The sequence below is a fragment of the Erythrobacter rubeus genome, assembly GCF_014705715.1.
GTDB classification, from domain to species: Bacteria; Pseudomonadota; Alphaproteobacteria; order Sphingomonadales; family Sphingomonadaceae; genus Erythrobacter; species Erythrobacter rubeus.
This window is the reverse complement of sequence record NZ_JACXLC010000001.1, coordinates 2,903,627-2,923,983: the sequence shown is the minus strand read 5'-3', so window position 1 is coordinate 2,923,983 and position 20,357 is coordinate 2,903,627. Positions and strand designations below refer to the sequence as shown.

At 59.5% G+C, this 20,357-nt stretch carries 20 protein-coding genes; 10 read left to right on the top strand and 10 right to left on the bottom strand.

What is annotated here, in order from left to right:
* The first annotated feature begins 149 nt into the window (after positions 1–149).
* From IB285_RS14430 to IB285_RS14415, 4 genes are read left to right on the top strand one after another with little or no spacing between them, the layout of a single operon-like run.
* Entirely contained in the window at positions 150–872 is a 723-nt protein-coding gene (locus tag IB285_RS14430; RefSeq protein WP_190788813.1) for a CoA transferase subunit A, read from the top strand.
* 58 nt (positions 873–930) lie between these two features.
* Complete coding sequence (locus IB285_RS14425) at positions 931–1,587, top strand: CoA transferase subunit B (RefSeq protein WP_190788812.1); 657 nt, start codon at positions 931–933, stop codon at positions 1,585–1,587.
* Positions 1,588–1,607: 20 nt separating this feature from the next.
* Positions 1,608–2,036 (top strand): hypothetical protein, encoded by a 429-nt coding sequence (locus IB285_RS14420; RefSeq protein WP_190788811.1) that lies wholly within the window; start codon positions 1,608–1,610, stop codon positions 2,034–2,036.
* Positions 2,037–2,042: 6 nt separating this feature from the next.
* Positions 2,043–3,194: a CaiB/BaiF CoA transferase family protein gene (locus IB285_RS14415; RefSeq protein WP_190788810.1), complete on the top strand. Its 1,152-nt coding sequence runs from the start codon at positions 2,043–2,045 to the stop codon at positions 3,192–3,194.
* Here the strand turns inward: IB285_RS14415 and IB285_RS14410 are convergent.
* The 7 genes from IB285_RS14410 to hisS all read right to left on the bottom strand — a co-directional run bounded on the left by IB285_RS14410 (position 3,191) and on the right by hisS (position 11,405).
* Positions 3,191–4,384, bottom strand: a complete 1,194-nt coding sequence (locus tag IB285_RS14410; protein ID WP_190788809.1) for a DUF418 domain-containing protein — start codon at positions 4,382–4,384, stop codon at positions 3,191–3,193. The genes IB285_RS14415 and IB285_RS14410 overlap by 4 nt on opposite strands.
* A 19-nt stretch (positions 4,385–4,403) precedes the next feature.
* Positions 4,404–5,651 carry a methionine adenosyltransferase gene (gene metK / locus IB285_RS14405; protein WP_190788808.1) on the bottom strand — a complete coding sequence of 416 codons (1,248 nt, stop codon included), beginning with the start codon at positions 5,649–5,651 and terminating at the stop codon, positions 4,404–4,406.
* Positions 5,652–5,730: 79 nt separating this feature from the next.
* Entirely contained in the window at positions 5,731–7,338 is a 1,608-nt protein-coding gene (lnt, locus tag IB285_RS14400) for an apolipoprotein N-acyltransferase (protein WP_234033250.1), read from the bottom strand.
* 44 nt (positions 7,339–7,382) lie between these two features.
* Entirely contained in the window at positions 7,383–8,030 is a 648-nt protein-coding gene (locus IB285_RS14395) for a DUF4167 domain-containing protein (RefSeq protein WP_190788807.1), read from the bottom strand.
* A 241-nt stretch (positions 8,031–8,271) separates the two neighbouring features.
* A complete protein-coding gene (gene prmC, locus IB285_RS14390; protein WP_190788806.1) occupies positions 8,272–9,099 on the bottom strand; it encodes a peptide chain release factor N(5)-glutamine methyltransferase in 828 nt (275 codons plus the stop codon).
* Positions 9,096–10,163, bottom strand: a complete 1,068-nt coding sequence (gene prfA / locus IB285_RS14385; RefSeq protein WP_190788805.1) for a peptide chain release factor 1 — start codon at positions 10,161–10,163, stop codon at positions 9,096–9,098. Before prfA ends, prmC begins: the two co-directional genes overlap by 4 nt.
* Positions 10,164–10,166: 3 nt before the next feature.
* Positions 10,167–11,405, bottom strand: coding sequence for a histidine--tRNA ligase (gene hisS / locus IB285_RS14380; protein WP_190788804.1), 1,239 nt, complete (start codon positions 11,403–11,405; stop codon positions 10,167–10,169).
* A gap of 114 nt (positions 11,406–11,519) precedes the next feature.
* On the opposite strand from hisS, the gene ppa reads away from it, so the two are divergent.
* Positions 11,520–12,047, top strand: a complete 528-nt coding sequence (ppa, locus tag IB285_RS14375) for an inorganic diphosphatase (protein WP_190788803.1) — start codon at positions 11,520–11,522, stop codon at positions 12,045–12,047.
* A gap of 2 nt (positions 12,048–12,049) precedes the next feature.
* On the opposite strand, the gene IB285_RS14370 is transcribed toward ppa, so the two are convergent.
* A complete protein-coding gene (locus IB285_RS14370) occupies positions 12,050–13,390 on the bottom strand; it encodes a mechanosensitive ion channel family protein (protein ID WP_190788802.1) in 1,341 nt (446 codons plus the stop codon).
* Positions 13,391–13,519: 129 nt separating this feature from the next.
* The gene (locus IB285_RS14365; protein WP_190788801.1) at positions 13,520–13,906 is read right to left on the bottom strand and encodes a hypothetical protein; all 387 of its coding nucleotides are present in this window, start codon (positions 13,904–13,906) and stop codon (positions 13,520–13,522) included.
* 284 nt (positions 13,907–14,190) lie between these two features.
* On the opposite strand from IB285_RS14365, the gene lptB reads away from it, so the two are divergent.
* The 3 genes from lptB (at position 14,191) to ctrA (ending at position 17,523) form a co-directional block, all read left to right on the top strand.
* On the top strand, positions 14,191–14,919 hold the full coding sequence (lptB, locus tag IB285_RS14360; protein WP_234033243.1) for an LPS export ABC transporter ATP-binding protein: 729 nt from the start codon (positions 14,191–14,193) through the stop codon (positions 14,917–14,919).
* Between the two features lie 171 nt (positions 14,920–15,090).
* Entirely contained in the window at positions 15,091–16,599 is a 1,509-nt protein-coding gene (gene rpoN, locus IB285_RS14355) for an RNA polymerase factor sigma-54 (RefSeq protein WP_190788799.1), read from the top strand.
* Positions 16,600–16,827: 228 nt separating this feature from the next.
* On the top strand, positions 16,828–17,523 hold the full coding sequence (gene ctrA, locus IB285_RS14350; protein ID WP_142787809.1) for a response regulator transcription factor CtrA: 696 nt from the start codon (positions 16,828–16,830) through the stop codon (positions 17,521–17,523).
* Between the two features lie 62 nt (positions 17,524–17,585).
* Here ctrA and IB285_RS14345 read toward each other — a convergent pair whose 3' ends face one another.
* Positions 17,586–18,800: a mechanosensitive ion channel family protein gene (locus IB285_RS14345; RefSeq protein WP_190788798.1), complete on the bottom strand. Its 1,215-nt coding sequence runs from the start codon at positions 18,798–18,800 to the stop codon at positions 17,586–17,588.
* A gap of 81 nt (positions 18,801–18,881) precedes the next feature.
* On the opposite strand from IB285_RS14345, the gene trmB reads away from it, so the two are divergent.
* Positions 18,882–19,583, top strand: a complete 702-nt coding sequence (gene trmB, locus IB285_RS14340) for a tRNA (guanine(46)-N(7))-methyltransferase TrmB (protein WP_190788797.1) — start codon at positions 18,882–18,884, stop codon at positions 19,581–19,583.
* Between the two features lie 211 nt (positions 19,584–19,794).
* Entirely contained in the window at positions 19,795–20,295 is a 501-nt protein-coding gene (locus tag IB285_RS14335; protein WP_190788796.1) for a ferritin-like domain-containing protein, read from the top strand.
* Positions 20,296–20,357 lie beyond the last annotated feature (62 nt).

Sequence of the window (20,357 nt, the reverse complement as noted above, 5' to 3'; positions counted from 1 at the left end):
GGTTTCTTGCGTTGTGCGTCGCAACATGCACGATCTCGTTCCTAGGGCAGAATCAGGAGCGTGACACAGGAACCTGCAGCCACTAATCAGGGGGCAGGCGAAGGCTTAAGCCAAGCCTTTCATCCAACCCAAACGGGCAGGTGTATTCAATGAGTAAGCTTTTCCCAGATGCAGCCAGCGCGCTCGATGGTGTGCTGCGAGACGACATGCTGGTTGCTGCTGGCGGTTTTGGTCTCTGCGGAATTCCCGAGCGATTGCTTGACGCCATTCGAGATAGCGGCGTCAAAGGCCTCACATTTGCGAGCAACAATGCGGGCATCGACAATGAAGGCATCGGCAAACTGCTCCGCACGCGCCAGGTGAAGAAGATGATCTCTTCCTATGTCGGCGAAAACAAGGAGTTCGAGCGGCAGTTTCTCGCAGGCGAGCTTGAGGTCGAATTCTGTCCGCAAGGAACGCTAGCGGAAAGAATGCGCGCTGGCGGTGCAGGGATCCCCGGCTTCTATACCAAGACAGGTGTCGGCACGCAGGTTGCGGAAGGCAAGGAGCACAAGGATTTCGAAGATCCCGATGGCATCATGTCGACCTACATTCTCGAACGCGGTATTTTCGCCGATCTGTCGATCGTGAAAGCATGGAAAGCCGACGAGACCGGCAATCTCATCTTCCGCAAGACCGCGCGCAATTTCAATCAGCCCGCCGCGACCTGCGGCAAGGTATGCGTTGTCGAGGTCGAAGAAGTGGTGCCGGCTGGCGCTCTAGACCCGGATGAAATTCACCTGCCAGGCGTCTTCGTAAATCGCATGATTGTTGGCGCGCCCTATGACAAGAAAATCGAATTCCGCACCACGCGAGAGCGCGAGACGGCGTGACCTGCCATAGCGGCATCGCACTCGCCTCGCCGAGCAACACCAACGAAGAGCATTTTCAATGACACAGGAAACGCCGGGCTGGACCCGCGATCAGATGGCGGCCCGCGCCGCCCAAGAGCTTGAAGATGGCTATTACGTCAATCTCGGCATTGGCATTCCCACGCTCGTCGCCAACCATATTCGCGAAGGCATGCTGGTGACGCTCCAGAGCGAAAACGGCATGCTCGGCATCGGGCCATTCCCTTACGACGACGAGGTCGATCCCGATCTCATCAACGCAGGCAAGCAAACGATCAGCGAATTGCCTCACAGCGCCTATTTCGACAGCGCGACGAGCTTTTCGATGATCCGGGGCGGTCATATCGACCTTACCGTTCTGGGTGCGATGGAAGTGGCCGAAAATGGCGACATCGCGAACTGGATGATCCCCGGCAAGATGATCAAGGGGATGGGCGGCGCGATGGACCTTGTCGCGGGCGTAAAGAAAATCATCGTGGTGATGGATCACAACGCGAAGGATGGCAGCCCGAAATTCATCCCCGAATGCACGCTGCCGCTGACCGGCGCTGGAGTGGTCGACATGATCATCACCAATCTTGGCGTGTTCCACCGACCGGACAAGGATTCGAATTTCAAACTTATCGAACTGGCTCCCGGTGTTACTGCCGAGGAGGTCGCAGAGAAGACGACAGCTCAATACGAAGTGGCCGTGTAATCTTGGGACGCCTGCTTCTGATGATCGGCGGTCTAGCGAGCCTGCTCGCCTCGCTCGCACACCTCGCCTGCATAGCCATGGGCGCAAGCTGGTTTCGTTTTTTCGGAGCGCCCGAACCGCTGGTCGTTGAGTATGAGAATGGTGCGATGGGATTGGTCTGGATGACCATCGGGATCGCAATCGTTCTCGCGATCTGGGCCGCCTATGCTTTCTCCGGCGCGCGCAAGTTGCCTCGCCTTCCGCTTTTGCGAAGCGGGCTGCCCGTGATCGCGTCGATCTATCTTCTGCGCGGGTTGGTGCTCTTCCCGGCTCTGGCAAGCGCGCCCTATCCCGGCCAACCTTTTGACATCTGGTCGTCGGCAATCGTGCTGGCCATCGGCCTTGCCTATGCGATCGGAACCGCGCTCGTCTGGCCGCAAGTTCACCCAACCCGCGCAGCTGCCGCCTGACACCCTATGTGGCTCGATCATCCCCGCAATCCCAAAGCGCCGCTCGCCGGGATAAAGATGCTTGAGCTCGCCCGCGTGCTCGCCGGACCATGGGCGGGGCAGATCCTGGCCGATCTTGGTGCGGACGTGATCAAGGTCGAGAGCCCGGAAGGCGACGGCACGCGCCAATGGGGTCCGCCATGGGTCGAGCGCACCGACAAAACCGGCAAGGTGCACCGCGAGGCCGCTTACTACCACGCTTGCAATCGCGGAAAACGATCGATCATCGCCGATTTCCGCGATGATGCCGATCTTGAGCGGGTGCGGGAACTTGCCGTTTCAGCAGATGTGCTGATCGAGAATTTCAAGACCGGCAGCCTCGACAAGTTCGGCCTTGATTACGCTTCGCTGAAAGCAAGCAATCCTGCACTGGTCTATTGTTCGATCACCGGCTTCGGCCAGACCGGCCCGCGTGCGCATGAGGCCGGCTATGATTTCGTTATCCAGGGGATGAGCGGCTTCATGTCGGTCACCGGAGAGCCGGAGGGTGATCCGGTAAAGATGGGCGTTTCCATCTCGGACCTGTCCACCGGGGTTTACGCGGCCAATGGGATACAGGCAGCCTTGATCCAGCGCGCGCGAACAGGCGCCGGACAGCTGGTCGATATGAGCCTGCTCGATTGCTCGGTTGCGCTGCTCGCCAATCAGGCAACGTATTTCTTGACCACGGGTGAAAACCCGCCGCGCATGGGCAACGCGCACGCGCAGGTCGCGCCGTATGGCGTCTTTCCGGTGCGTGGCGGGCATGTGATCCTCGCGCCTGCCAATGATAGGCTTTTCAGGAAGCTTGCCGAGTTACTCGGATTGCCTGAGCTGGCGGAGGACGTGCGGTTCGTTACCAACGGCGATCGCACCGCCAACGCTGCGGCGCTCGATACCGAAATCGCGAACGCAACGAGGACTTGGTCAAAGGCAGAGCTTCTCGCCGAATGCAAAGCGAAGGGCGTGCCCGCCGGACCAATCAACCGATTGGACGAGGTCTTCGCAGACCCGCAAGTGATCGCGCGGCAGCTCCGGGTGGACCTAGGCGGGATGCCGGGCGTGCGCTCGCCTTTCACCTTCTCCGATGCCGAACTGGCGCTCGACCGACCCTCGCCAATGCAGGGTGAGGACGATTAGGAAAGAAGTCTGACCCCAAGGCGCCAAAACCGCTCGAACGGGCCGTTTCCAAGGTGCTTGAACCAGATTGGCGACCACAGGCAAATCGCGATGATCGGAATAAGACCGAGCGCGAACGCCTGAGAGCGCGAGACTTCGCCGAACAATCCCAGTCCCCAACTCGCAAAGATCGCGGCTAACATGACGCTGCTCATAAGGTAATTGGTAAGAGCCAAGCGGCCTACTGCGGCGAGATGCTTCGTTAGCTTTCCGGGCGCGTTGAAAAAAGCCATCGCCAATGCCGCGTATGATAGAGCCAAAAGCGTGTCGAATGGCGCGGAAAATATGAGCGAGGACGCACCCACAAGTGCGCCCGGAAAGCCGTTATCGGCCACCCACCATGCGAGCAGTAGTAGCATGGGAAGCGAAATAGCGGCGCTGATTGCGGCCAGCCGCTGCATTCGAAAGATACGCCATTCACGCGCGAACATGCGGTCCTTCCAGAGCGCCATGCCCAGTGTCATAGCCGCGAGATTGATCGGAACAGAGCCCGCAACCACCCGCAACTGGCTCGGGATATCCGCCCACCTGCGGGCGATGCGTTCGCCAAAGCCCTCATTTCCCAGTTGCAGCGCATACCGAAGGGCCGGCTCATCGGTCCCGAAATTTCGCTCAACGAAGAGCGAGGCGTCGGTTCCCATTCGCCCAGCATAAAGATCGAGAATGCTGCCACCGAAAAGAACGATGCCGCCGCCGACATGGACCCAGACAAACCCGATGGCGACGGCATAAAGAGCCCGGTGCGAAAGCTGCATTAGGAATGGCAAGACCAGGCCGGCAAACGCATAGCCGCGCAGCACATCGTTATTTGCAAGAAGTATCGAATGCCCAAGACCTATCGCGAAGAGCACCGCCATCCGCGCATAGTGCGTCCTCAGAGGGCGATCCGTTTCCCGCTCCCACAGAATCAGGCATCCCGCACCGAACAGCATCGCAAAAAGCGTACGGAACTTGTCCTCGATAAAGACGAAGCTGACAGCCCAGATCACCCGGTCGGCCGCGCTTTCCGCTCCATACGCGGCGGGTTTGTAATACGCCTGCAAAGGCAGCGCGAACGCATAGACGTTCATCAACACGATCCCGACCACGGCGAGACCGCGCAGCGCATCGAGCTCGACTAGGCGCCTTGTGCTGGGTGTTGGCACTACCATCGGCAGTGCCCCTATCAGATCAGGCGAGAGCTGCCTTCAGATCTTCGACCAAATCCGTTTTCTCCCAGGGGAAGAAATCGCCATCGGCGGTGCGGCCAAAGTGTCCATAGGCTGCGCTCTTGCGATAGATCGGCTTGTTCAGGCCGAGATGCGTGCGGATCGCGCGCGGTGTCAGGCCGCCAAGCTTGGTGATCGATTTGATCGCTTCTTCGATGGCTGCATCGTCGGCGCCTCCGCCGCAGGTGCCGTGAGTATCGACATAAAGCGACAGAGGCTCCGAAACGCCTATGGCATAGGCGATCTGGATCGTGCAGCGGCTCGCAAGTCCGGCCGCCACCACATTCTTGGCGAGGTAGCGAGTGATGTAGGCTGCGCTGCGATCGACCTTCGTCGGGTCCTTCCCGCTGAAGGCGCCGCCACCGTGCGGGCTGGCGCCGCCATAGGTGTCGACGATGATCTTGCGCCCGGTAAGGCCGGCATCTCCGTCTGGACCGCCAATCACGAAGCTGCCGGTAGGGTTGATGTGCCACTGGGTTTCGCCGGAGATGAAACCGTCGGGCAAGACATCGGTCACCACGCCTTTGACGTAGGATTTGAGCTCGGCTTCCTTATCACCCTCATCATAACCTTCGGCATGCTGGGTGCTCACGACAATCGCGGTACAGGCGACAGGCTTTCCATCCTTGTAGCGCAGCGTCACTTGGCTCTTGGCATCGGGCTCGAGAAACGGTGCCGCGCCCGAATGGCGGTCGGCAGCGAGTTTTTCGAGGATCTTGTGGCTGTAATCGATCGGGGCAGGCATGAGGTCGGGCGTTTCGTCGCAGGCGAACCCGAACATGATACCCTGATCGCCCGCGCCCTCATCCTTGTTCGAGCCGTCACCGCCAGCATCCACACCCTGAGCGATGTGGGCAGACTGTCCATGCAAGTGGTTTTCGAAGATCAGTGTCTTCCAGTGAAAGCCATCCTGCTCATAACCGATATCACGAACGGTTCTGCGAACCGCCTGCTCGATCTCTTCCTTCGCGCCGGGAGCCCAGCCGCCATTGACGGCCCAGTCTTCGTTATCCTCGTCATACATAGGCGCACAGCGAATTTCGCCTGACAAGATCACGCGCTGGGTCGTCGTCATCGTTTCACAGGCAACGCGGGATTCCGGGTCCTTCGACAGCATCAGATCGACGATTGCGTCCGAGATTTGGTCGGAAACCTTGTCCGGGTGGCCTTCTGAAACGCTTTCGGAGGTGAAAAGAAAATCGCTGCGCATGGGTACTCCCGGTAAATCTCGATCTCGGTTCGCGGCTCCTTATGCAGATATAAGGAAACCTTTATGTCTCGAGTGATCCCTAGCCTCGCCGCCAGCGCAGCGCAAGCACTCTCGGGCCTGCCAATCCGAGGAAAAGCAGGAAGGCGGCCCATCCAAGCGGAAGCACGTTGCCAAAGCGCGAAAAGAGCGTTGGACTTTTGGCGGCAGGGATCACGCCGCTGACAGCCTCGGCCTCGCCCATCGGGATCGACTGGCGCACGATACCGGTGGCGTCGATTACCGCGCTGATCCCGGTCGTAGTCGAGCGCAGCACCGGGAGGCCTTCTTCGATCGCCCGAAGCCGCGCATGCGCGAGATGCTGCGGTGGCCCCCAGTATCCGAACCAGCCATCATTCGAAGGGTTGAAGATGTAATCTGGCCGGTCCGCCTGATCGACAACCTCTCCTGAGAACACAATCTCATAACAGATCTGGATGCCCGCTTTCCCATGCTCGCCCAGATCGAGCGTTCCGGGCCCGGGACCGGGATCATAATCGATCGACCCCGCCACCAATCGCGAGAAGCCAAGCGGTTCGAGTATCGGGCGCAGCGGCAGATATTCGCCGTAAGGGACGAGATGGGCCTTGGCGTAATGACCGGTTATCTCGCCCTCGGCATCGATCGCGAGCACCGAATTGCGTGCCGTTTCGACGCGCTTGATCCCAAACTCCTCTTTAAAATCGAGATTGACCGCACCGGTAAGCAATGTTGCATCTGCACCTGCGACCGCCGCCATGCGCCTCCGGGCCAGCACCGGATCGCCGCCCGCGGTCATCCGGTCGTAATAGCGCTGCGGATACCCTTCTTCGAGGTAATCGGGGACTGCGCTTTCCGGCCAGAGGACGAGGCGTGATTGCTCGCGACCCGGCAATGTCAGGCGCGTGATCCGCTCGAACTGCTCTTCGAATTTTCTCGGATCGTTGATCTCGTCCTGCAAGAGCAGTGGCTGGACCAGCGTATAATTGACGTCGCTGTCACCCGGATCGCCGATCCCGCCCGGCAGCAGCATGGCCGTCGCAACGATCAGACTGACAGCAGCGCCAATCAGCCAGCGACGGGCAGAGAACGCCCATGCCAAAAGCGCTGCGACTAGTATTGCGAGCCCGGACAGCGCGTATGTGCCCAGCCACGGCAGAACCGCTGCGATCCCCGCGCTCTCCCAATCGCCAAGCAGCACAAGGCCGAGCGGCGGCCACGGATAGCCGGTGAAGACCCAAGCCCGCAACCATTCGGTCACGATCCAAGCGCCAGCGAACACCACTCCGAACGCGCTGGCACTTAGCTTTCGTGTGAGGAGGTGAGTAAAGAGCGCAGCAAGCGCAGGATAGACGGCGAGGTACACGCAAAGGAGCGGCACGGCGATCCAGCCGAGAAACTCGGGCATCTTCGCCTGGTAGGTAAAAGCCGTCGCGATCCAGTTGTTCGCGAGCGTCAGGTGAGCCCAGCCGAACAACCAGCCTAGCCAAGCAGCCGATTTCCAGCTTTTTGCCTCGCGCAGCAGGACTAGGAACGCGGCGAGCGCGGGCAGCGCGATCCACCAAGCGTGCAGCGGCGGATACCCGCAGGCCGCAATCAGTCCGAGCACAATCGAGCTGATGCCGGGTCGCGCTCTCGCGAGCATCGCCAGTTCTTGAAGCCGCGAGCTCATACGAAGCTATCCGCGCCTGCTAGATGCCGCCCCTCAGATTCCGATCAGCCGACCGCCTCTAGGCTATCGTCGCTGTCCTTATCGGGCGCAGAACCCGCGCTGATCGCAGGGGGGAGGACCGAGGAGTCGATCTCGCCCGCGTCCGAACCGTCGCCAGCATCCGCCGTGCGGGGCTTGCGCCGTTTCGGCTTGTCTCCGCCCTCGGCTGCATCGCTCTTCGGCTTGCGCGCACGCCGCTTGGGCTTTTCATCATCCGATGTATCCTCAGAAGCACTGCTTTCGCTGTCCTGATCGGCGTCACTGCCGCGCTGTTCGTTCGCATCGTCGCGGCGGCCGCGCGTTCTGCGGTTCCCGCCACGTCGATTGTCGTTCCGGCGATTGTCGCCGTCATCATCGTCGCTGTCGTCGTTCGCCTGACCGCGCTCTTCATTACGCTTGGCACGGGCTTCTTCCTGACGTGCCTTGTTGTCGGCTATCACACGGAAATAATGATCGGCGAATTGCAGGTAATACTCGGCCTGAACCCGATCGCCATTATGCTGTGCGTCCTGCGCCAGCTTCTTGTACTTGTCGAGCAATTGCGGCGCGTTGCCACGCGCCCGGCTGTCGATCCGGTTAAGCTGATTGCCTCCGCCGCCGCCCTGGTTGCGATTGCCGCGACCGCGGCGACGATTGTTACGATTGTTATTCAAGGAAATTCTTCCCCTTAGCGACCTTGCGCAGCCATGGGCTGCACTCTTGGCCAACAAACTGCTCTTCTGTGCGCGAAAAATGGATGACGCGCGCTCCCTGCTGCCATGACCGCGGGCTTGCCCTGACGGCCTTCTGACATCGAATTTGGAGCTTGGCCGGTGATTTTGCGCAGTTCACAAATCAGTGGCCTGATTCGGAGGTAGCCATCCAAAGCACGTTTGCCAAGCCCTGGGGGTGTTTTCATGTGCGGAAGACCAAAGCCCGTGGCCGATTTGCAAGATCACGTCGCATCTCTACCGAAAAACCGGCAGTTTCGGCAATTTTCGTGACAGTTTCAGCCTGAGTCGCCCCAATCTCGAAGATTGCAGCACCATCCTCATTTAGATGGTTGGCAATTTGCGGGATGAGGAGGCGATAGTCGTCAAGTCCCTCGGGCCCTGCAAATAGAGCGCGACCGGGCTCGAACTCGCGAACATCGCGTTCAAGTTCGGCATCGTCTTCGACGTAGGGCGGATTGCACAGGATCAAGTCGAATTCGCCAAGGTCGCGATGCCAACCATCTCTGCGCCAATCCCGCTTCAGTATTCGAGCTTGCGCGCCGATCAGGCCAAGGCTCTGGGCGTTTTCCCGCGCCGTTTGCACAGCGACTTCCGACGCATCGATCCCGATGCCGCTTGCTCCTTCGAATTCAAGCAATACCGTGATCAATAGCGCGCCCGAACCGGTCCCCAAGTCGAGAACGCGCTTCGCGTTCGGAACGGTCTCCAGCGCCGCGTCGATCAGCGTTTCGCTATCCCCGCGCGGGATCAGAACGCCGGGTCCAACCGCAAAAGAGCGGCCATAAAACTCCTGGGTACCCGTGATGTAGGCGACGGGTTCGTGCGATGCGCGGCGCTTTATCAAGGCTTCGAACCCTGCAGGCGCCTCATTCTGCATTGCCCGCAGGAGCAGGTCCGACCGGTTTATCCCTTTCGCATGCGCCATCAGCAATTCTGCATCCAGGCGCGCCGTATCACTTGTTTTCGACAGAGTTTCAGCCGCAGCGCGGATCGCTTCGGCGATGGTCATTCGGAAAGCGCGGCCAGCCGCTTGCCCTCATCCTCGGAAATCAGCGCATCGACGAGCTCGCTCAAACCTGTCCCGGCGAGCACTTCCTCAAGCTTGTGCAGGGTCAGCCCGATGCGGTGGTCCGTCACGCGGCCTTGCGGGAAATTATAGGTGCGGATGCGTTCGGAGCGGTCGCCGCTGCCCACCATCGCCTTGCGCGCCTCTGCCTCGGCCCCTTGGGCCTCATCGCGCGATTTTTCGAATAATCGCGCGCGCAGCACCTGCATCGCCTTTTCGCGGTTCTTGTGTTGGCTGCGCCCGTCCTGGCAGGTGACGACGATGCCGGTCGGCTCGTGCGTGATCCGAATCGCGCTGTCGGTGGTGTTGACGTGCTGACCGCCCGCTCCGCTCGCGCGGTACGTGTCGATCTTCAGATCACCGGGATCGATATCGATATCCACGTCATCCGGTTCAGGCAAAACCGCGACGGTTGCCGCGCTGGTGTGAATGCGCCCGCCACTTTCGGTGACCGGCACACGCTGGACACGGTGGACGCCGCTTTCGAACTTGAGCTTCGCGAACACTCCGGAGCCAGTCACATTGGCGACGATTTCCTTGAAGCCGCCCACCTCGCTCGCATTCATGCTGACCGGTTCGACCTTCCAGCCCTGCTCGGCAGCGAAGCGTTCATACATGCGATAAAGATCGCCGGCGAACAGCGCGGCTTCATCGCCGCCAGTGCCGGCGCGAATTTCAAGCATGGCTGGCTTGCTGTCAGCAGCATCGCGCGGAAGCAACGCGATTGCGAGTGCGCGCTCTTTTTTAGGCAGCGCTTCGCGAAGCTGTTCTAGCTCCTCCTGCGCCATCGCCTTCATTTCCGGGTCGGCCAACATCTCTTCGAGCCCGGCGAGCTCCGCCCGCATGGCGGTAACGTCAGCAGCGATCTTCGCCACCGGCTCAAGCTCGGCATAGTCACGCGATGCCTGGACGAACTCGTCGCCCTCAAGCGTTCCGCTCGCCATGCGCGCTTCGAGTTCGGCGAAGCGATTGGCGATCTGATCAAGGCGTGCTGCGGGGATTTGCATGGCTCAGCGAAGCAGCGCCTCCAGGCGTGCCGCGTCAGCATCTTCGGCTTTGATGCGGCTAGTGGGTTCGTCACCGCGCATATCGAAAGCCACAATCGAGCGTGCGCCGGATTTGACCGCTTTATCGAACCGCTTGCGCGCGCTCCCAGTCGCAAAAAGATCGGCAGAAAGGCCCGACGCCCGAAGTTTGCCGAGAGCGGAAATCGCATCGCTCATCCGTTCGTCATTCTCGACCACGACGATCACATCGGCAAGTGGCTCGCCCTTCTCGCCCACCAGCATAGCCAGCCGCTCGATCCCCGCGGCCCAGCCGACCGCGGGCGTTGCCGCGCCGCCGAGCGATTCCATCAATCCGTCATAGCGCCCACCGCCGAGGACGGTGCTCTGCGCGCCCAGGGCGTCCGCAGCGGCGGAGCCTTCGTCCGGGATGAATTCGAACGCCGTGTGACGGTAGTAATCGAGCCCGCGCACGAGGCTTTCGGCGCGTTTCCATTTGACGCCAGCTGCATCGAGCCCGCTGGTAACGCTATCGAAAAATGCGAGCGCCTCATCTGTCAGGAAGTCATCGATCTTAGGCGCATCGGCGACAAATTGACGGTCGCGGCGATCCTTGCTGTCGAGAATCCGGAGCGGGTTTTTCTCCAGCCGCTCCTGAGAGTCTTCGGACAATTCACCTTCGACCGCCTTGAAATACTCGATGAGCGCGGCGCGCCAATTCTCGCGGCTGTCCGCATCGCCCAGCGTATTGAGGTGCAGCGTCACCCCTTCGATGCCGAGCTCTTTCAGCAACTGGTCCGCCATGGCGAGCAGCTCGACATCCGCCTGGGGCTCTGCCGCACCGATGATCTCCGCATCGATCTGGTGGAACTGGCGATATCGGCCCTTTTGCGGTCGCTCGTACCGAAACAGTGGGCCGTGTGTCGCAAGCTTGAGCGGCGCGTGCTGCTGCCAGCCATTGAAGAGGTAAGCGCGCGCAATCCCGGCGGTGAATTCCGGGCGAAGCGTGAGCGAATCTCCTCCGCGATCCTCGAACGAATACATCTCTTTCGAGACCACATCGGTTGTCTCACCAATGGCGCGGCTGAAAACTTCGGTCTTTTCGAAAACCGGCATTTCCGCGCGGCGAAATCGATAAAGGCGCCGCACGCGCTCGAACGTCTCGATCACGAAAGCGAACGCTTCCGCTTCGGGGCCGAAAATATCCTGTGTGCCGCGAATGGCCTTAGGTGTGTTCTTGGACATTGTTTCCTACTCTTGAGCGCCGCGCTTAAGACCAAGGGAGGTCTTTCGCAATGGCGCGGCAGCCGCTAGAGGCGCGCTCAGCAAATTCCCTCCCTCTACAAATTCGAGAATACAATGCGCATCGACAAGATCCCGACCGGCAACAATGTCCCCGACGACCTCAACGTCATTATCGAAGTCCCGACCGGAGGCGAACCGGTGAAATACGAATTCGATAAAGAAAGCGGCGCGCTGTTCGTGGACCGGATTCTGCATACACCCATGCGCTATCCGGCGAATTACGGCTTCATCCCGCACACGCTTTCACCCGATGGCGATCCGCTGGATGCGCTTGTGATTGCCCGGTCGCCATTCATGGCCGGCTGTGTCGTGCGCGCCCGCCCTATCGGCGTGCTGCATCTTGAAGACGAACATGGCGGCGACGAGAAGCTGATATGCGTGCCGGTCGATACGACCTTTCCGTATTATTCGGACGTTGGCGAGACCAAGGACCTCCCCTCGATCATCTTCCAGCAGATCGAGCATTTCTTCACCCACTACAAGGATCTCGAAGCTGAAAAGTGGGTGCGCGTCGGCAAGTGGGGCGACCGTGCCGAAGCGCGGCAAATCGTGCTGGAAGCTATCGAGCGCGCGGGCAATTGAACCTATTCGACCGGGCGTGAGGGGTCCAGCAGGTCCTTCGCCTGTTCGGGATCGGACTGGCGTTCATTCTCGACCATTTCGCTGATCTCGCTTTCCGGTCGGACATCCGTCTCACCCGATGTCGCCGATGCGCGCTTTTTCCCGGGAGAAGGCGTTTTGGGACTGTCCTTCGCTGACCGTCCAATAGGCAGCGGATCGGTGCGCCCATCGAAGCGCAGGCGATATATCGGCTCCGGCAACGCGAAGCCTGCCTCTTCCAGCGCTTCCTTGACGGCGGCGATGGCAAGACTGCGCGACTTGAACCAATCGGCCTCGCGCTGGTCGATCCAGCCAAGAAACAGGATGACGATGTTGGAATCGCCGACCTGATTGATACGTGCGGCCGGTTCCGGTTCGCCAAGGACGAAGGGCAGGCCCTGCAAAACTTCGCCGCCAAGCTGCATCGCAGCGCGCGGATCATCGTCAGCATCGATGCCAAGCTCGAAACTGAAGCGGCGTTGCGGATTGCGCGTGAAGTTGACGATTACTGCCTTGAAGACTTGCGAGTTGGGCACGCGCAGATGGTTTCCCTCCAGCGTCATCAGCACCGTCGCGCGGCTGGTCAAGCGAATGACCTTGCCCTCCAGATCGTCGATCAGCACATGATCGTTGGGCCGGAAGGGCTGGCGCAGGCTGAGCATCACCGACGCTACGTAATTTTCGATTGTATCGCGCATCGCAAATCCCAGCGCGATGCCGATAACCCCTGCCCCGCCCAGGACCGCACCCAGCAACGCGCCCGCACCCAGCATGTCCAGCGCGATAACGATGCCGCCAACGACAAATGCAAACCGGATCGCACTGCGGATCAGCTCGCTGAGAAAGGCGTTGGGGGCAATCCGGTCCCATATAAAACCCAGCCCAGCAATCAGATAACCGAGGGCGCCAATCACCAGCGCGACGAGCACCGCGACAGCAAACAGGGGAAGCCCTGATACAAAGCTGTCGAATAGCCCCGTCATTTCGCCAAGAACCGACAGGTTTTGTTCGACAGACAGATCGCGCTCGATAGCGTTTTCGACCGTAACGACGCCCGCAACGCGCGAGGCGATCCCTTCCGCGCGGGCGATAGCTTCGGCATCGGCTAGTGTTCCGGTCAGGCTGACGACGCCTTCACTGGTTTCGACTTCGACTGTGCCGAAATCTGGCAACTCCGCGAATATGCCCTCGATCCGCTCGGTTATTCGCGCATCATCACCTTCACCCTGCCCCTGCGAGATAGTCTGCTCGACGGGCTGCGCGGCTTCGGCCTCGTCCGCACTGGGTTCGAGTGCCGGTAAAACCGCAAGGGAGGGCACGGCCATGAAGGCAGCGAGAAGAACAAAAAGGACTTTGAAAGCTTTCACGCGGCAAACCCCATCAGCGTCCGAAACGGCGTATGCGGGATCAACCGGGGTGTGAAAGGGACGTTCCCGTCCAGCGGCGGTAATGTCTCAAACCAGAGCGAAAATCGCCTTGAAGAATGCGGTCAGCGCGATCGGCAAACCTATTGCGAGAAACCACAGCGCGATGATGTCACGGCGAAAGGCATCGGCGTAGGCAGGGTCTACTGCCTGATCATCGGAAAGGTCAGTCCAGCGGCGTTCGAACCACCGGCAGGCCGGGATGATGGCGGCGACGAGAACGACGAGAGCAAAGTATGGGAGCAGCGATGGGAAGCCCTCCGCCATCGCTTTCACGGTCACGAAAATGTGTAAGCCGGTATAGACGAGCAAAGCGTAAGCAACGTGGTCGCTCATCGATTTGCGCCAATCCTTCGCGCGCGTTTGCGCGGCCGAACCAACTTTTCCATCACTTTCGTGCTGCGAATACTCGCCCATCAGACCGCTCCCCAACGGAATCTCTCTCTCACATCGTCACTATTCCAAACCGAGAGCCAAGTTGCAAGCACGGTAACCAAAATGAAATGATGTTGCGCGCGGCGCATCGAAAACCTCGTAGAGCTTCACGGTTGGATTGTCGGGGAAAGCAAAAATCCTGCCAAAAGCGCCCGCTGGCTCTTTCCTGTTAAGGCAAGGCTGCTAAAGCTGCCTCCATGGATGAGTCTTCAGCTTTAGAACAACTGATTGAATCCGCGCCGGAGACAGCTGACGCAACTGCGCCCATGCCGGAAGGCGGGCTGGAAGTTGTGTCGATCGCGAAGAGCTATGACAAGCGCGCGGTGCTGACAGACATTTCGCTCAGCGTAGCCAAGGGCGAAGTCCTTGGCCTTTTGGGGCCAAACGGCGCGGGCAAGACGACCTGTTTCTATTCGATCATGGGTCTGGTGAAGCCGGATTCGGGCCGGATTCTGATGGACGGCGAAGACGTGACCAAGCTGCCGATGTATCGCCGCGCGATCCTCGGCCTTGGCTATCTGCCTCAGGAAACCAGCATTTTTCGCGGCATGACCGTGGAGCAGAATATCGCCTGCGTGCTCGAAATGGTGGAGCCCGATGTCGAGACGCGCGGCGCTGAATTGGAGCGGCTGCTCAATGAATTCGGGCTCACTCACCTTCGCGAAAGCCCGGCCATGGCGCTTTCCGGCGGTGAAAGACGGCGCTGCGAGATTGCACGTGCGCTTGCGGCCAAACCGTCAATCATGCTGCTTGATGAGCCTTTCGCCGGGATCGACCCGCTGTCGATCAGCGACATTCGCGATCTCGTCGCCGATCTGAAAACACGCGGTATCGGCGTCCTCATAACCGATCATAACGTTCGCGAGACACTCGAGATCGTCGACCGCGCCTGCATTATATATGGGGGACAGGTCCTTTTCGCCGGCACGCCGCAGGAACTGGTCGCCGATGAAAATGTGCGCCGGCTCTACCTTGGAGAGAGCTTCACGTTGTGATTGTCCGGCGAGAAGAAATGTGATGTTTTGTGGTGGGTCCTGGTTCGCCGGGTGCCTTGCCAGCCCACTCCTCCGCCCTTCCGCCCTTGAGGATTGGCTTCCGGGTGGAAGAGCGGGGCAGCGGGCAGGCACAGTGCGCGGTAAGGCCACCGCCGAACGGATCGACGCATAATGGCGCTCGGCCCCAGACTGGACCTTCGCCAATCGCAACAATTGGTGATGACGCCGCAGCTGCAGCAGGCAATCAAGCTGCTGGCGGCCTCCAATCTCGAAATCGAAACCTTCATCGGCGAAGCGCTCGAAAGCAATCCGCTGCTCGAAACGGGCGGCGTCAGGAGCGAGGAACGTGGTTCCTCCGGCGAACCCGACGATATTCCGCGTGAGGAGTTCACGTCCGACCAGTTGATGTCGCAGGCGCAGGGCGAGCGCGAGGCGCCTCTGGATCTGGACGCCGGCGCACTCGACCGGGAACGCGACACTGGCGACGGGGCTGGCGGGTACGGAGCCCAAGGCGACGGCGAATGGGGCTCGAGCGGCGCAACCTATAGCGGCGAGGACAGCGATTTCCCCGGCATCGACGCCAACCGCGCGGATGACATCTCACTCGGCGAGCATTTGAATGAACAGGTCGGAGCGATTGCGGTCAATCCCAAGGAGGCCTTCATCGCGCGCCACCTTATCGGGTTGCTCGATGATGCCGGCTACCTGACCAGCGATCTTCGCACGATTGCCGGCGATCTTGGCGTCAGCAAAGACGAGGTGGAGGATGCACTCACGGTCGTGCAGATGCTCGATCCGACCGGCGTCGGCGCGCGCAGCCTTTCCGAATGTCTTGCCATCCAGGCCCGCGAAGCGGACCGCTACGATCCATGCATGCGCAAGCTGATCGACAATCTCGAACTCGTCGCGCGAGGTGAAGTCGATCGCCTCAAGCGCCTTTGCGAAGTCGATGACGAAGATTTCGCCGATATGCTCAGCGAACTGCGGAGCTACGATCCAAAGCCAGGCCTCGCCTTCTCAGCGAGCGCCGACGGCGCCATCACTCCCGACATATTATTGAGCGCGAACAAACAGGGCGGCTGGGACATCGCTCTCAACGAAGAGACCCTTCCGCGTTTGGTCGTGAACCGAAACTACTATGTCGAGCTCAACGAAGGCTCACCCGATCCGCAGGCGCAATCGTGGCTCAAAGAGAAGCTCGCCGATGCGCACTGGCTGATCCGGGCGCTCGACCAGCGGCAAAAGACGATCCTTAAAACGACCACCGAAATCGTGAAACAACAGGACGGATTTTTCCGCCGCGGCGTGTCGGAGCTGCGTCCACTAACCTTGCGCGAAGTGGCCGAGCAGATCGACATGCATGAAAGCACCGTAAGCCGGGTTACGAGTAACAAGTATCTGCACTGTGATCGCGGCTGCTTCGAGCTGAAATACTTCTTCTCCAGCGGGGTCGCATCAAGCGATGGCGAAGGTGCTTCGTCGGAGGCAATCAAGGCGCGGATCAAGACGCTCACCGATGCAGAGGACCCCAAAAAAGTGCTGTCGGACCAGAAACTGGCCGATATGCTTGGCGAAGAAGGCTTCGATTTAGCACGGCGCACGGTCGCCAAATACCGGGAAGCAATCGGGATCGGATCGAGTGCGCAGAGGCGGCGGGCAAAGAAGCTGGCTAATCTGTAAGCGCAGCTTCGTACGCGTTTGGCGAGCCAAGATGTGCCGGACAGCGCCCGTAATAAACGTGTTACCTCAAAGACTCACAAATTTTTAACGGACCCGTTTACGACGCGTTAACCTTTTCCGTTCAGATCTTGTGTGGTTAATACATGGCAACACCTCTTGACGAGGCGTTACCGACACAGCTTGCCAAAAGGTAAGCCGCCAGGTTCTGGGGCAAATAGGGGACCAGATATGCGAGTGCTGTTGATTGAGGACGAGCCGACAACCGCGAAAGCGATTGAGCTCATGCTCACTACTGAAGGCTTCAATGTCTATTCAACCGATCTGGGCGAGGAAGGCCTCGATCTGGGCAAGCTGTATGATTACGACATCATCCTGCTCGACCTGAACCTTCCGGACATGCACGGCTATGACGTGCTCAAGAAGCTGCGCGTTGCAAAGGTGCAGACGCCGGTCCTGATCCTTTCGGGTATCGCAGAAATGGACAGCAAGATTCGCTCGTTCGGCTTTGGCGCGGACGATTACGTGACCAAGCCGTTCCACCGCGAAGAGCTGGTCGCCCGCATCCACGCCGTTGTGCGCCGTTCGAAGGGCCACAGCCAGTCGATCATCCGCACCGGCAAGCTAGCCGTGAACCTCGATGCAAAAACCGTCGAAGTCGACGGTGCCCGCGTCCACCTGACCGGCAAGGAATATGCGATGCTCGAGCTGCTTTCACTGCGCAAGGGCACCACGCTGACCAAGGAAATGTTCCTCAACCACCTTTACGGCGGAATGGACGAGCCGGAACTCAAGATCATCGACGTCTTCATCTGCAAATTGCGCAAGAAATTGAGCCATGCTTGCGGCGGTGAAAACTACATCGAAACCGTATGGGGCCGTGGCTATGTCCTGCGCGACCCGAACGAAGAAGCCGAAGCCGCTTAAATCGATCGATAACCCAACAATGGACACCCGGTGCGCTTAACGGCGCGCCGGGTGTTTTTATGTCAGGTCGCTGTCGAAGCCAGGGACGCAAAATCGCGCCCACTAGGCTCCTGGAACACGCGCAGGTCGAACTCGTGGACGATTGAAAGCAGGTGATCGAAGATATCCGCCTGGATCGCTTCGTATTCGCCCCATGTCGTCGTATCGGCAAAGCAGTAGATTTCTATCGGAAGACCCTGCGGTCCGGGATCGAGCTGGCGCACCAGCATCGTGAAGCCTTCACCGATACGCGGATGCCAGTCGATATAGGCGGCGATATAGGCGCGAAACGTACCCACATTGGTAAGACGGCGCGCATTGACGGGCTGATCATCGCCAGCAAGCTCCGCTTCGTTCCACTCCGCAATCTCATCACGTTTCGCCGCGAGATAGGATTTCAAAATCCGAAACTTCTTGAGCCCAACGACTTCGTCATCGCTTAGAAAGCGGATGGAATTTTGGTCGAGCACAATCGATCGCTTGATCCGCCGCCCGCCACTTTCGCTCATTCCGCGCCAGTTGCGATAGGCATCCGACACGAGCCTATGGGTCGGGATCGTCGTTATGGTCTTGTCGAAGTTCTGGACCTTCACTGTGTGGAGCGAAATATCGATGACGTCGCCATCGGCCTGCATGCTCGGCATCTCGATCCAGTCGCCGACGCGGAGCATGTCGTTCGACGTCAATTGAACGCTCGCGACCAAAGACAGGATCGTGTCCTTGAAGACCAGCAGCAGCACGGCAGTCACCGCACCTAGACCCGACAAGAGCAGCAGCGGCGATTCGTCGATCAAAACCGAAATCATGATGATCACCGCACCGCACAGCACGATGATCTTCACGACCTGTACGAAACCCTTGATCGGGCGGTTCTTGGAGCGCGGAAGTCGCTCGTAGACTTCGTTGCCATATGCCAGCGCTCTGACAATACTCATCGCGACCGACACCACGATCAGCGCCTGTGCGACGTTGGTGATCACGGTGTAGACATCTTTCGGCAGGTGCGGGACGAGCCGGATGCCGCGCGAAATGATAAGCAGCGGCGCGACTGTCGCCAGCCATGCGGCGGACTTGTCGATCGTCTTAGTCTGGCGATCCAGATACGGGGCCAAAACGCGCAGGATCACGTGCTTTAGCACGTAATTGACCACCAGTGACGCGGCGAAAAGGGCGACCAGCCCGATCAGCGATTGCACCCAGAGCGGCTGTTCTCCGAAGAGATTGATCACATAATCCATGCCCGGCGAGTTAGGGCGAGTGCCCGTGAGGCTCAAGCCCGCTCTGGACAATTGCGCCATGAAGGCCTTAGCGGACCCACCATGACTGCGTTCAAAGAAGGCGACCCCACCACCCTCAACAGGCTGTATGGCCGCAGCATCGGCAAACCGCTGCGCGGCCGCCAGCAGGGTCTGGTCGATAATCTCCTGCCGAAGATCGCGGTGCCCGAAGATGGCGAAGTCACCGCCGAAAAACTCTTTGGAGAAGATTGCCCGCTCCACTTCGAAATCGGGTTCGGCAGCGGCGAGCATCTGGCCTACCGCGCCGACCTGCTGCCCAATCACGGCTTCATTGGCGCCGAACCTTTTCTGAACGGCGTCGCCGCGACTCTTGGTCATGTGGACGACCAGCGCCTCGCCAATGTGAGGCTCCATCACGGCGACGCGATCGAAGTGCTTCAGCGTATTCCCGACGGAGCGTTGACGATGGCTTACCTGCTGCACCCGGATCCCTGGCCGAAGAACAAGCATGCCAAGCGGCGGATGATGAACGATGGCCCGGTTGGTCTGCTTGCCGACAAGCTGAAAGTCGGGGGTGAATTCCGGTTCGGTACGGATCATGCGATCTATCTGCGCCACGCGCTGATGGTGATGCAGCGCTTTACCGACAAATTCGAATGGGTCGCAGAAGGCCCATCGAGCTGGCAGAACCGGCCGAGCGGATGGAGCGAGACGCGCTACGAGCACAAAGCTCGAACGGTCTTCGGTCACGAAGTCTGGTACTTCCGCTTCCGGCGCATCTAGCCCGCTCAGCACACCAATCGGAAACTGCGCGTCACCTCGACCGGGACCAAGCACGGTCGATGAACCGCGCTCGCTGACGCTCGCCAACGCCTCATCTCTCGTCGTTAACGCCTTATCGTATGTTACGGAAATATAACGAGTTTTTTGGAACGAAAGCCCTGCACGTCCATTGGTTAGGTGAAAAGCAAATCAAACGAAGGGACATCATCCAATGACCATCACCACTCTCAAAGACCTCTATATCGACCAGCTGCAGGATATTTACAGCGCGAACAAGCAATCGCTTGAAGCGACCAAGCAGCTGCACGCGAAGGCGACCTCCGATGAACTCCGCAGCGCGCTCGAAGACGGCGTGAAGGGCATTTCGGAAGGCATGGTGCAGGTACGCAACCTGATCGAAAGCCACGACGCAAACCCGAACGGCGAATTCTGCAAGGGCATGGAAGGCCTCGTAAAGGAAGCCAAGGCACACGCCATCAATGCCGACATTGATGACAAGGACGTGCTCGATGCATCGATTATTACGCAGTATCAGCGCATGACCCATTACGGGCTGGCAGGATACGGAACCGCAGTCGCATTCGCGAACCGTCTGGGACTGACAGGCGATGCGGAAACGCTGCAGAACTGTCTGGACAACACCTATGATGGCGATCGCCGGATGACCGATATCGCAACCGGAAAAGTCAACAAGGAAGCGCTCGCCGCGTGAACCCCAAGACTAGTCGTCAATAACTGACACATCGAAGAGGCTCGGCATCTGCCGGGCCTTTT